The sequence below is a fragment of the Bacteroides ovatus genome, from assembly GCF_001314995.1.
GTDB lineage: Bacteria > Bacteroidota > Bacteroidia > Bacteroidales > Bacteroidaceae > Bacteroides > Bacteroides ovatus.
This window is the reverse complement of record NZ_CP012938.1, coordinates 1571737-1585211: the sequence shown is the minus strand read 5'-3', so window position 1 is coordinate 1585211 and position 13475 is coordinate 1571737. Positions and strand designations below refer to the sequence as shown.

Sequence of the window (13475 nt, the reverse complement as noted above, 5' to 3'; positions counted from 1 at the left end):
GGAACCGTTCTATGAGAAATTGGATAATTGTATTTTTTGTCATCTTTGCCGCTCGGCTTTCTGCACATGACGGTGACAGTATAAAGATCACACACGGTCCTTACCTGTGTGATATGAGTACCGACGGCGTGACAGTGGTATGGACTACAAACAAACCTGCTCTTTCGTGGGTGGAAGTGGCGCCTGCCGGTGAAGATCATTTCTATGGGAAGGAACGTCCGCGATATTACGATACGGAGTCCGGACGTAAGCGGGCCAATGATACAATCCACCGTGTACGCATCAAACATTTGGAACCCGGCAGGGAATACAGATACCGGATTTTTTCGAGAGAAGTTGTCTCCTGGCCTTCGAGTGACTGGGTAACTTATGGATTGATTGCTGCTTCAAATGTATACAAGCAAGAACCTTTCAGATTCAGAACTTTCGACGACCGGAAGAAAGAAATTTCCTTTCTGGTATTAAATGATATTCACGGGCGGAGTGACTATATGAAGTCTCTGTGTCGGGAAGTAGATTTCAAATCTCTTGATTTCGTTTTGCTTAATGGAGATATGTCGTCATGGGTAGAGGGGCAGGAGCAGATATGTAAAGATTATATTGATGCTTGTGTCGAATTGTTTGCGTCCGAAGTGCCTATTGTTTTCAATCGGGGAAACCATGAAACACGTGGAGTTTATTCCGATGCGTTGATAAAGTATTTTCCTACGTCTACCGGAACTTTTTATTATCGTTTCAACATAGGTAAGGTTTGTTTTCTTGTTCTTGATTCCGGTGAAGATAAGCCGGATTCGGATTTGGAGTATGCCGGTATTGCCGACTATGACAATTACCGAGAAGAAGAAACCCTATGGTTGCGGAGTGTGGTGGAAGAAAACGATTTTAAGCAATCATCCCTTCGGATCGCATTCCTGCACATCCCGCCGACGATAGGCAACTGGCATGGAAACTATCATTTGCAGCAAACCTTGTTGCCCGTTTTAAATACGGCTGGAATTGATCTGATGTTATCCGGACACACTCATAAATATTATTTCCGTGAATCAGAACCCGATAAAGCCAACTTTCCCATCCTTGTCAATGATAATAACAGCTATCTGCTTTGTAAGATAAAAGATGGAAAAATGGTGATTGATGTGGTAGGAGCGAATGGAAAAGACAAGAAGCAACATCAGTTTGATGTGAAATTTTAGTCAAATACCATTAGATTCCAATAGTATAGTTATTTATAATTTAATGTAATCATGAAGATGAAAACTATAATAAAATTATTATTTGTATTTTCGTTGCCATTTATTTTCTGTCGTTGTGCCGACGACGGGATACACTATGAACGGGAAATCAATGTTCCCGAAGGTATCTATCTGACGGGGAGTGCGTCCCAATTCTCGGTAGAGGCAATCAATGGTAAAATGAATGTGATAAAAGAGGGCACTTTGGTCGCATTGAACACATGGCTGACATCCAGCGGAGATTTTTATATCTCTTTAGTCGGACCGGATGGGCAACCCGTTTATTATGGGCAGGGAGCGCTTTTGCAAAACGACAACAGTGAGGTGCCAACTTATTCTTTGGCTCCTGGAACCGGCGGTTTCAGAGTAATGGAAGATGGATTGTATCAGCTAATTGTGAATCCTTTATTGAAACAGGTTAATATTGTTCCATTCAATTTCCGTTTGACGAGTAAATTCGAACTGACAGAAGACGGTGAAAACGAACTCTTTCTTCAAAAACCGTCTTACGACCATATTAACCATGTGGCTACCTGGGTGTCCAGTGGCGAGTTAGAAGTGATATTACCGGCAGAGTTTTCGTTTAATTATACCGATAATACGTCTTTTGATGTGAAGGAAACAGATACGGAGAAATATACATTCTCTTCTATGTACACCGGAACGGGAGGAAGTATAAAAATGAATGTTTTAACTGAAGAATATGCCGAACTAACCAACCAGTCGCAAGTGCAGCTCAATCTTAAAAACAAAGGTGAGTATAAAGTAACGCTTCAATATGAAGTCTTGACAGGAAAATTCTTTGCGAAGATGACGGGCAATGAGATCATAGAACCCGAACCGGAGGGGTATCCAGAGAAACTATATATGATTGGAGATGAATTTGGAAACTGGAATTGGAATTCGACAAATGTGGTAGAGATGGCCCCTGTGGGACAGCTTGGCAATGGTGCATTCTGGACTATCAAGTATTTCAATGCTGGTCAGGGAATTAAATGGGCATCGGAAAAATCTGATGCGGAAAGTTTTGCCTCTTTGGGTACAAATGTCAATTATGTTGTAGGCAGTAACGGAAGAGCGACGGTAGAAACAAGCGGCCTGTATTTGGTATATGTAGATATGAACCGTAATCTTATAACTTTTGAGAAACCTGCCGTTTATGGAATAGGTGAGTGTTTTGACGGACAGGAAGTATCGTTCGATCTTTCCGGGCAGAATTTCTCTGCTGTCACTACAACACAAGGCAATCTTCAGATGTATGCAACTTCCGACTATAACAATAGAGACTGGAACACTATGGAATTCAACATCTATAATGGACAAATCTATTATCGTGGTGTAGGTGCTACACTGGAACCGGTTCCTGTTGCTTCTAATATACCAATAGAACTTGATTTCTCTCAAGATAAAGGTAAAATAGCTGTGACTTTTGCCTCTCCAAGTGATGTCCCCTCAACAGCGAAGGCTATTTATATGGTTGGCGATGAATTTGGAAACATGAATTGGGGCTCGGATGGGGTTATCTCATTAGATAAGGTTTGGAACAGTGCCGACCGATGGATACATATTAATTATTTCAATGCCGGAACTAAACTTCGTTTCTCTACATCCAAGATATTTGGTGATGGAGAGTTTACCGGACTGACTAATAATGTGGGCTTCGAAATCTCTGACGAAGGACTGGTGGTTATCCCCCAAAGTGGTACTTATATCATTTTCGTTGATTTAGGTTCGAAGACCATCTCCATCCAAAAGCCTGTAATCTATGGGTATGGAACGGCAGCCGGAGGAAACAACGAAAAGATCTTGCCTTTTACGGAAAGTAGCGACGGGAAAACATTCTCTGTTACTTTACCTAATGGAGGACGTTTCAGAATACATCCTTATATTCCTGCTTTTGATAATCTTAATCCTTCATTTGGTGCTTGGAAACGCGAATATGCTGTTAATCCGGAGACTCTTGAAATCTATTTGCGTAAAGAGGGCATGGATGAACCGAACAAAGATTATGTATGGGCTGCCAACACTATAATAACTCTTGATTTCAGGGCAGCGAAAGGAACGATAGTAGTTCCTTAGCCCGGTCTGCTCCAAGAAAAATTGTAGCTGATTATATTTTTATATCACTTTTACCCTCACACCCTCACACCTTCGTTCAATCCCTTTATTCATCGTGGTTGCAAGGTGTGAGGGAACGTGTGGCAGTAGGGTGAGGGTAAAAAGTTACCCTCACCCTATTTAATTTTAGTTTTACTTTTAATTTGTTGATTTATAGTGAAATACACTTCTGCTTGGATGTAAATAACTAATCTCATATCTCACTATTTTGATCCTTTTTCTATCATATAAATGCCGAAAGTGTGTCATTAGTATCTGCTTTTGAAGTACCGTCTCTTATTCTATATTCTTTCATCAATTATAGGTTAATACCTAATGATCTTTCTGTAAACTCTTAATGCTTCTTATGGGCTCACTATAGTAGATAGACTTGTTTACAGTAGTGAGCTTGTTTGTCTACATTTGATAGCTTATTTGTTCACATTGGTGAGCCCTTACTAATCACTAAGCGAGAATGTATACTATTCTCGAACATTTCCGTTCTGCACTCTGTAATCTGAAAAAGGAGGTATTGACCTAAGTTTAAATAAATGGGTTGAGTTGGTGAGTCTTTGTACTACAGATTTTTCCCTTACAGGCATCTTCTTGCTTTTTCCTTTTTCGCCTTTACGCGCCCGCGTGTGATATAATAATGTGTATCCCTCTCGTCGTTTCCGCACACAATTTCCCCATACATAAAAATATGTTCTACAACATCGTTATGCATCAGCACTTTAGCAAATGTATTCAAAAATAATTAGAAAAAATAGTTTGATATATTTGGAGTGTATACCAAAAGGGCGTACTTTTGCACCCGCTTTCCAAGAGAAGAAAGCCTTGAAAAATTGACTTAGTGAAAAAGTGGAATTATACTTAAAGAAAAGAACAAAAAACTTCCGAAAAAGTTTGGATTATAATAAATAAAGTTCTTATCTTTGCAGTCCGATTTGCAAAGAAAATTGGCAAGAGTTATTCTTTCATACCTTCTTTCCCTTTCGCATAGAGAGCCAGAGAAATCGAGTAAAAAGAAAAACTAAAAAACTTCCGAAAAAGTTTGGTAGTTAAAAATAAAGCCCTTACCTTTGCACCCGCTTTTAAAGCGAAAGCAACAAGTTCTTTGAAATATTGATAAACAATACAAGTAGTACAAGTAAAAAATAGAACCGTCAATACTTGTCTTATGAAGTAGTGATACAATTAAGACTAATAGGTATTTGAATAAGGTCAATAAATTTACGGCGTCCTGAACAGAGCAAAAAGATCATCTTAACCGATGATAAAAAATACTTTTACAATGAAGAGTTTGATCCTGGCTCAGGATGAACGCTAGCTACAGGCTTAACACATGCAAGTCGAGGGGCAGCATTTTAGTTTGCTTGCAAACTGAAGATGGCGACCGGCGCACGGGTGAGTAACACGTATCCAACCTGCCGATAACTCCGGAATAGCCTTTCGAAAGAAAGATTAATACCGGATAGCATACGAATATCGCATGATATTTTTATTAAAGAATTTCGGTTATCGATGGGGATGCGTTCCATTAGTTTGTTGGCGGGGTAACGGCCCACCAAGACTACGATGGATAGGGGTTCTGAGAGGAAGGTCCCCCACATTGGAACTGAGACACGGTCCAAACTCCTACGGGAGGCAGCAGTGAGGAATATTGGTCAATGGGCGAGAGCCTGAACCAGCCAAGTAGCGTGAAGGATGAAGGCTCTATGGGTCGTAAACTTCTTTTATATGGGAATAAAGTTTTCCACGTGTGGAATTTTGTATGTACCATATGAATAAGGATCGGCTAACTCCGTGCCAGCAGCCGCGGTAATACGGAGGATCCGAGCGTTATCCGGATTTATTGGGTTTAAAGGGAGCGTAGGTGGATTGTTAAGTCAGTTGTGAAAGTTTGCGGCTCAACCGTAAAATTGCAGTTGAAACTGGCAGTCTTGAGTACAGTAGAGGTGGGCGGAATTCGTGGTGTAGCGGTGAAATGCTTAGATATCACGAAGAACTCCGATTGCGAAGGCAGCTCACTAGACTGTTACTGACACTGATGCTCGAAAGTGTGGGTATCAAACAGGATTAGATACCCTGGTAGTCCACACAGTAAACGATGAATACTCGCTGTTTGCGATATACAGTAAGCGGCCAAGCGAAAGCATTAAGTATTCCACCTGGGGAGTACGCCGGCAACGGTGAAACTCAAAGGAATTGACGGGGGCCCGCACAAGCGGAGGAACATGTGGTTTAATTCGATGATACGCGAGGAACCTTACCCGGGCTTAAATTGCAACAGAATATATTGGAAACAGTATAGCCGTAAGGCTGTTGTGAAGGTGCTGCATGGTTGTCGTCAGCTCGTGCCGTGAGGTGTCGGCTTAAGTGCCATAACGAGCGCAACCCTTATCTTTAGTTACTAACAGGTTATGCTGAGGACTCTAGAGAGACTGCCGTCGTAAGATGTGAGGAAGGTGGGGATGACGTCAAATCAGCACGGCCCTTACGTCCGGGGCTACACACGTGTTACAATGGGGGTACAGAAGGCGGCTACCTGGTGACAGGATGCTAATCCCAAAAACCTCTCTCAGTTCGGATCGAAGTCTGCAACCCGACTTCGTGAAGCTGGATTCGCTAGTAATCGCGCATCAGCCATGGCGCGGTGAATACGTTCCCGGGCCTTGTACACACCGCCCGTCAAGCCATGAAAGCCGGGGGTACCTGAAGTACGTAACCGCAAGGAGCGTCCTAGGGTAAAACTGGTAATTGGGGCTAAGTCGTAACAAGGTAGCCGTACCGGAAGGTGCGGCTGGAACACCTCCTTTCTGGAGCGATGCCGTAACTGTCACAAAACGTGGCAGCCACTAAAAGACTTTAAAGGTTCTGTTTTTTGTACTACTGGTACTTGTTTATTTATAACATATAGATCAACCATCTATAGAAGTATAGATAGAGATAAACAAGAGAAAAAAGAAGCCGAGTCTAGACGAAAGGTAGACAAGGTTGAACTAGTCCTATAGCTCAGTTGGTTAGAGCGCTACACTGATAATGTAGAGGTCGGCAGTTCAACTCTGCCTGGGACTACCAAGCTCAAGAATGAGGAACAGGGAAAGCTAAAAGCTAAAAAACAAAATTCTTGAATAACCTCTTGGGGGATTAGCTCAGCTGGCTAGAGCATCTGCCTTGCACGCAGAGGGTCAACGGTTCGAATCCGTTATTCTCCACGATCTCTGAAAAAGAGAAACGATCTTTGACATGATGTACAAAAAGTAAAATTTTAGTAAGAGCTAAAAGTATATATCAAACCGTACGTGTTCGAGTATGCAATATTGATAGAAGGAAGCAATTCCACTACCAATACCAGTACGAGAATAAAACGTTTGAAAGAAAGTAAGCAAGGGCGCATGGCGGATGCCTTGGCTCTCGGAGGCGATGAAGGACGTGATAAGCTGCGATAAGCTTCGGGCAGGTGCAAATAACCTTTGATCCGAAGATTTCCGAATGGGACAACCCGTCATTCTGAAGGAATGACATCTTGCATAGCAAGAGGCTAACGCAGGGAACTGAAACATCTTAGTACCTGTAGGAAAAGAAAATAATAATGATTCCCCTAGTAGTGGCGAGCGAACGGGGATTAGCCCAAACCAATGTTGTTACGGCAATATTGGGGTTGTAGGACCACGATGTCGCAAGAAGTTTAGTGAGAAGAACCCTTTGGAAAATGGGACCATAGACGGTGATAGTCCGGTATTCGAAGCTAAATGAAGCGTAGTGGTATCCTGAGTAGCGCGGGACACGAGGAATCTTGCGTGAATCTGCCGGGACCATCCGGTAAGGCTAAATACTCCCGAGAGACCGATAGCGAACCAGTACTGTGAAGGAAAGGTGAAAAGCACTTCGAATAGAAGAGTGAAATAGTCCCTGAAACCGTGCGCCTACAAGCGGTCGGAGCTGCTTCAGCAGTGACGGCGTGCCTTTTGCATAATGAACCTACGAGTTACTTTTTCCGGCAAGGTTAAGGATCTTGAGATCCGCAGCCGAAGCGAAAGCGAGTCTTAACAGGGCGATTAGTCGGAAGGAGTAGACGCGAAACCAAGTGATCTACCCTTGGTCAGGTTGAAGGTTAGGTAACACTAACTGGAGGACCGAACCGATAAGCGTTGAAAAGCTTCCGGATGAACTGAGGGTGGGGGTGAAAGGCTAATCAAACTTGGAGATAGCTCGTACTCCCCGAAATGCATTTAGGTGCAGCCTTGGGAATTACTACTGTGAGGTAGAGCGACTGATAAGATGCGAGGGCTTCACCGCCTATCAAGTCTTGATAAACTCCGAATGCGCAGTAGTTCGATCCCAGGAGTGAGGGCATGGGTGCTAAGGTCCATGTCCTAAAGGAGAAGAATCCGGACCATCAGCTAAGGTCCCGAAATAATTGCTAAGTTGAACTAACGAAGTCAGATTGCTAAGACAGCTAGGATGTTGGCTTGGAAGCAGCCATTCATTTAAAGAGTGCGTAACAGCTCACTAGTCGAGGAGTTTGGCGTGGATAATAATCGGGCATCAAGCAATTTACCGAAGCTATGGGATCCGTAAGGATCGGTAGGGGAGCATTCCACTCTGCGTCGAAGGTGAAGCGTGAGCTTTGCTGGAGCGTGTGGAAAAGCAAATGTAGGTATAAGTAACGATAAAGGGGGTGAGAAACCCCCTCGCCGAAAGACTAAGGTTTCCTGATCAACGCTAATCGGATCAGGGTTAGTCGGGTCCTAAGGCTCAGCCGAACGGTGAGGCCGATGGCAGAACAGGTTAATATTCCTGTACTACCTTAAAGAGTGACGTGGAGACGGAGGAGTGACAGCGCCGCGGACTGACGGAATAGTCCGTTGAAGGGTGTAGATGTTGATTATCCCAGGCAAATCCGGGATAAGAGTCGAACCTGATAGTATACCAAATTCTTCGGAATAAGGTAATAGTGCGTGTAAACATACTCCCAAGAAAATCCGCTAAACTTAATCTTTAAGGTACCCGTACCGCAAACGGACACACGTAGTCGGGTTGAATATACTAAGGCGCTTGAGTGATTCACGGTTAAGGAACTAGGCAAATTGACCCTGTAACTTCGGGATAAAGGGTCCCAACGAGAGTTGGGCGCAGAGAATAGGTCCAGGCAACTGTTTAACAAAAACACAGGGCTGTGCCAAATTGAAAGATTACGTATACAGCCTGACACCTGCCCGGTGCTGGAAGGTTAAGAGGAGATGTCATCGCAAGAGAAGCATTGAATTGAAGCCCCAGTAAACGGCGGCCGTAACTATAACGGTCCTAAGGTAGCGAAATTCCTTGTCGGGTAAGTTCCGACCTGCACGAATGGTGTAATGATCTGGACACTGTCTCAACCGTGAGCTCAGTGAAATTGTAGTATCGGTGAAGATGCCGATTACCCGCGATGGGACGAAAAGACCCCGTGAACCTTTACTATAGCTTAACATTGAATTTGGGTAATTGATGTGTAGGATAGGCCGGAGACTTTGAAGCAGGTACGCCAGTATTTGTGGAGTCGCTGTTGAAATACGGCCCTTTGATTATTTGAGTTCTAACTCGTAGATACGAGGACACTGTTTGGTGGGTAGTTTGACTGGGGTGGTCGCCTCCAAAAGTGTAACGGAGGCTTCTAAAGGTGCCCTCAGGACGATTGGTAACCGTCCGTAGAGTGTAATGGCATAAGGGCGCTTGACTGGGAGACAGACAAGTCGATCAGGTAGGAAACTAGAGCATAGTGATCCGGTGTTTCCGTATGGAAGGGACATCGCTCAAAGGATAAAAGGTACTCCGGGGATAACAGGCTGATCCCTCCCAAGAGCTCATATCGACGGAGGGGTTTGGCACCTCGATGTCGGCTCGTCACATCCTGGGGCTGGAGAAGGTCCCAAGGGTTGGGCTGTTCGCCCATTAAAGTGGCACGCGAGCTGGGTTCAGAACGTCGTGAGACAGTTCGGTCTCTATCTATCGTGGGCGTATGAAATTTGCGTGGCTCTGACACTAGTACGAGAGGACCGTGTTGGACTGACCGCTGGTTTACCAGTTGTGCCGCCAGGTGCATTGCTGGGTATCTAAGTCGGGATTGGATAAGTGCTGAAAGCATCTAAGTACGAAGCCAGCCACAAGATTAGATTTCTTAGGGTCGTCAAAGACGATGACGTTGATAGGATGCAGGTGTAAAGGTGGTAACATCAAAGCCGAGCATTACTAATTGCCCGTTCACTTTCTTTCGGACATGTACCGGTTGGGTATATACGTTTAGCTTGCTAGACACTGAAATTTTACTTTTCATCATGTCATAACCTTCTTCAGGTGGTTATAGCACGAGGGTTCCACCTCTTCCCATTCCGAACAGAGAAGTTAAGCCTCGTCACGCCGATGGTACTGCGTAACAGTGGGAGAGTAGGTAGCCGCCGTTTTAAAGAAGCCCCTTGATTCATTTTGAGTCAAGGGGCTTCTGTCATTTGGTACTTTGCGAAAATTATCAATCTTCAGTCTTCCGGTAAGTCATTGTCGAATAGATCTCCCCGAAGTTTTAGTTTTCTATGAATTTGGTGAAATACCGATAGCTTTTGTTATTTAATCTTGTATTAGTATCCTGTTTGTCGTTTTAAGTATATACATATTTCCAAATGTCTTTTAGATTCCTTATATTTGTTTACCGGCTTGAAAGATTCGGTAAATGTGTCATTTAGTAATAAAAAAGGGGAAAAAGCGGAATAAAATAGGTGTAGGACTGTGATTTTTTTGCAAACAAATCTTTTTCTTTTCTTCTTTCTCTTTTTTATCAAATTGATTTTTGTAAATTTGGCGAGAATCTGACAAAGGACACATAGTTAATATAGTAATAATACTAAATACTCCTGTTAATATGGAAAACAAAATTCAAGAGTTGACCGATAAGATTTATCGTGAAGGCGTGGAAAAAGGAAACGAGGAAGCGCAGAGACTTATTGCGAATGCTCAGGAAGAAGCTAAGAAAATCATTGAGGATGCCCGAAAAGAGGCAGAATCAATTGTAAACTCCTCTCGTAAATCTGCTGATGAGTTAGCAGAAAATACTAAATCAGAGTTAAAACTATTCGCCGGTCAGGCTGTGAATGCGCTCAAATCAGAAATCGCTACAATGGTAACTGATAAGTTGATAACCGCTTCCGTGAAAGATTTCGCTCAGGATAAAGATTACCTGAATGCGTTTATCGTAGCATTGGCATCCAAATGGAGCATAGATGAACCTATCGTCATCTCAACAGCCGATGCGGAATCGCTGAAAAAGTATTTTGCAGCTCATGCAAAAGCTTTATTAGACAAGGGGGTGACCATTCAGCAAGTAAATGGTATCAAAACTCTGTTCACTGTTTCTCCGGCGGACGGTTCGTATAAGGTGAACTTCGGAGAAGAAGAATTCATGAATTACTTCAAAGCGTTCTTGCGTCCTCAATTAGTAGAAATGCTATTTTAAAAGAAGCGACTATGAGTAGTAAGTACTATTACTTGGTAGCAGGTTTGCCGGAACTTTCGCTGGAAGACAGCAAACTGAGCTATACAGTAGCCGATTTTAAAACTGAAATCTACGATGGATTGTCTGCTTCAGACCAGAAGTTGATTGACTTGTTTTATCTGAAGTTTGATAATGCAAATGTGCTGAAACTTCTCAAAGATAAAGAAGCGGAAATCGACAAACGGGGAAACTACTCTGCTGACGAACTCTCTGAATATATTTCTATTCTGAGAGAAGGCGGAGAAATCAGTCCTAAAGAATTTCCGGTCTATCTATCCACTTTTATTACTGATTATCTGAATACTCCGGCTGAAAGTACGGTTTTACACGAGGATCATCTGGCTGCTCTATATTATGAGTATGCGATGAACTGTGGGAATAAGTTCGTTTCTGCCTGGTTTGAATTCAACTTGAACATCAATAATATTCTTGTTGCATTTACTAGCCGTAAATTCAAATGGGATATTGCTTCCAACGTTGTGGGAAATACGGAAGTATGCGAAGCATTGCGTACATCGAGTGCCCGCGATTTCGGATTGTCCGGTGAGGTGGATGTGTTTGAATCGTTAGTGAAAATCAGTGAGATTACAGAACTGGTGGAGCGTGAGAAGAAGTTGGATGCTTTGCGGTGGAATTGGATGGAGGATGCTATTTTCTTCGACTATTTCACTATCGAACGTATTTTCGCTTTCCTGCTGAAGCTGGAAATGATTGAACGGTGGATTTCACTGGATAAGGAAAGAGGTAATCAGTTGTTCAGAAGCATTATCGAATCGCTGAAGAACGAAGTGCAGATTCCTGCAGAATTCAGATAATAAAATAAAAAAAATATATGGCAACAAAAGGAACTGTTAGTGGCGTTATTGCCAACATGGTGACCCTCGTCGTTGACGGACCGGTAGCTCAGAATGAGATTTGTTATATCTCGACCGGTGGTGATAAGTTGATGGCGGAGGTGATTAAGGTTGTAGGTTCACATGTATATGTCCAGGTGTTTGAAAGCACACGTGGACTGAAAGTGGGCGCCGAAGCCGAATTTACAGGACACATGCTTGAGGTGACATTAGGCCCGGGTATGCTATCGAAAAACTATGATGGTCTGCAAAATGACCTCGACAAGATGGATGGAGTTTTCCTGAAAAGAGGACAATATACATATCCGTTGGATAAAGAACGTGTATGGCACTTCGTACCCTTAGCGAATGTAGGTGACAAAGTGCAGGCTTCTGCATGGTTGGGACAGGTGAATGAAAACTTCCAGCCGCTGAAAATCATGGCTCCGTTCACTATGAAAGGAACGGCTACCGTAAAAACAATCATGCCGGAAGGTGATTATAAGATAGAAGATACAATTGCCATCCTGACAGACGAAGAAGGAAATGATATTCCTGTGACTATGATTCAGAGATGGCCCGTGAAACGTGCGATGACGAATTATAAGGAGAAACCGCGTCCTTTCAAATTATTGGAGACTGGTGTACGTGTGATTGATACGCTGAATCCGATTGTGGAAGGTGGTACGGGATTTATCCCCGGTCCGTTCGGTACTGGTAAAACAGTGCTTCAGCACGCTATCTCTAAACAGGCGGAAGCGGATATCGTTATCATTGCGGCTTGTGGTGAACGTGCCAATGAGGTGGTGGAAATCTTTACCGAGTTCCCCGAACTGGTAGACCCGCATACGGGACGTAAGTTGATGGAACGTACTATCATCATTGCGAATACTTCCAACATGCCGGTAGCTGCCCGTGAAGCATCTGTATATACAGCAATGACACTGGCGGAATATTACCGTTCCATGGGATTGAAAGTCTTGTTGATGGCAGATTCTACTTCCCGTTGGGCACAGGCTTTGCGTGAGATGTCCAACCGTATGGAAGAATTGCCTGGGCCGGATGCTTTCCCGATGGATATTTCGGCTATTATCTCCAACTTCTACGGTCGTGCGGGATATGTAAAACTAAGTAATGACGAAACGGGTTCTATTACGTTTATCGGTACGGTATCTCCTGCGGGTGGTAACTTGAAGGAGCCGGTGACTGAAAATACGAAGAAAGTAGCCCGTTGTTTTTATGCTTTGGAACAGGATCGTGCGGATAAGAAACGTTATCCGGCAGTGAATCCGATTGATTCTTATTCAAAATATATCGAATACCCGGAATTTGAGGAGTATATCAAAGGTCATATCAACGATGAATGGATTGGAAAGGTAAACGAACTGAAAACCCGTTTACAGCGCGGTAAGGAAATTGCCGAACAGATCAATATCCTCGGTGATGATGGTGTACCGGTAGAATATCATGTGATTTTCTGGAAATCAGAATTGATTGACTTTGTTATTCTGCAACAGGATGCTTTTGATGAAATTGATGCGGTAACTCCGATGGAACGTCAGGAAGATATTCTGAACATGATAATCGACATCTGTCATACGGAATTTGACTTTGATAACTTCAACGAAGTAATGGATTACTTCAAGAAGATGATTAATGTCTGTAAGCAGATGAACTACTCGAAGTTCAAATCGGAACAGTATGAAGGATTCCAGAAACAACTGAAGGAATTGATTGCCGAAAGAAGTGTCAATTCATAATCTTTAATTTATAATTTTAATTATC

5 protein-coding genes, 2 tRNA genes and 3 rRNA genes are annotated in these 13475 nt (G+C 43.1%); all 10 read left to right on the top strand.

All coding sequences use genetic code 11. From position 1 onward, the window contains the following. Positions 1-11: 11 nt before the first annotated feature. The 10 genes from Bovatus_RS06450 to Bovatus_RS06405 all read left to right on the top strand — a co-directional run bounded on the left by Bovatus_RS06450 (position 12) and on the right by Bovatus_RS06405 (position 13450). Positions 12-1193, top strand: coding sequence for a metallophosphoesterase (locus Bovatus_RS06450; RefSeq protein WP_004296678.1), 1182 nt, complete (start codon positions 12-14; stop codon positions 1191-1193). 57 nt (positions 1194-1250) lie between these two features. Further along, entirely contained in the window at positions 1251-3311 is a 2061-nt protein-coding gene (locus Bovatus_RS06445; protein ID WP_224440791.1) for a SusF/SusE family outer membrane protein, read from the top strand. Between the two features lie 1309 nt (positions 3312-4620). Further along, positions 4621-6148 (top strand): 16S ribosomal RNA (locus tag Bovatus_RS06440). A gap of 185 nt (positions 6149-6333) precedes the next feature. Then, positions 6334-6410 (top strand) — tRNA-Ile (locus Bovatus_RS06435). A gap of 63 nt (positions 6411-6473) precedes the next feature. Then, positions 6474-6547 (top strand) — tRNA-Ala (locus tag Bovatus_RS06430). A 160-nt stretch (positions 6548-6707) separates the two neighbouring features. After that, a 23S ribosomal RNA gene (locus Bovatus_RS06425) occupies positions 6708-9587 on the top strand. A 77-nt stretch (positions 9588-9664) separates the two neighbouring features. Then, positions 9665-9775: ribosomal RNA gene (gene rrf, locus Bovatus_RS06420) — 5S ribosomal RNA — on the top strand. Together the 16S, 23S and 5S rRNA genes with 2 tRNA genes alongside form the textbook arrangement of a ribosomal RNA operon. Positions 9776-10227: 452 nt before the next feature. Continuing rightward, positions 10228-10818, top strand: a complete 591-nt coding sequence (locus Bovatus_RS06415; RefSeq protein WP_004297635.1) for a V-type ATP synthase subunit E family protein — start codon at positions 10228-10230, stop codon at positions 10816-10818. 11 nt (positions 10819-10829) lie between these two features. After that, the gene (locus Bovatus_RS06410) at positions 10830-11672 is read left to right on the top strand and encodes a DUF2764 domain-containing protein (protein WP_004297637.1); all 843 of its coding nucleotides are present in this window, start codon (positions 10830-10832) and stop codon (positions 11670-11672) included. A gap of 17 nt (positions 11673-11689) precedes the next feature. Then, the gene (locus Bovatus_RS06405) at positions 11690-13450 is read left to right on the top strand and encodes a V-type ATP synthase subunit A (protein WP_004297638.1); all 1761 of its coding nucleotides are present in this window, start codon (positions 11690-11692) and stop codon (positions 13448-13450) included. Positions 13451-13475: the final 25 nt, after the last annotated feature.

Bases quoted from the DNA above. Each gene is read 5' to 3' on its own strand.
- Bovatus_RS06415 (WP_004297635.1), top strand. From the start codon at position 10,228: ATGGAAAACAAAATTCAAGAGTTGACCGATAAGATTTATCGTGAAGGC.
- Bovatus_RS06445 (WP_224440791.1), top strand. From the start codon at position 1,251: ATGAAAACTATAATAAAATTATTATTTGTATTTTCGTTGCCATTTATT.
- Bovatus_RS06405 (WP_004297638.1), top strand. From the start codon at position 11,690: ATGGCAACAAAAGGAACTGTTAGTGGCGTTATTGCCAACATGGTGACC.
- Bovatus_RS06450 (WP_004296678.1), top strand. From the start codon at position 12: ATGAGAAATTGGATAATTGTATTTTTTGTCATCTTTGCCGCTCGGCTT.
- Bovatus_RS06410 (WP_004297637.1), top strand. From the start codon at position 10,830: ATGAGTAGTAAGTACTATTACTTGGTAGCAGGTTTGCCGGAACTTTCG.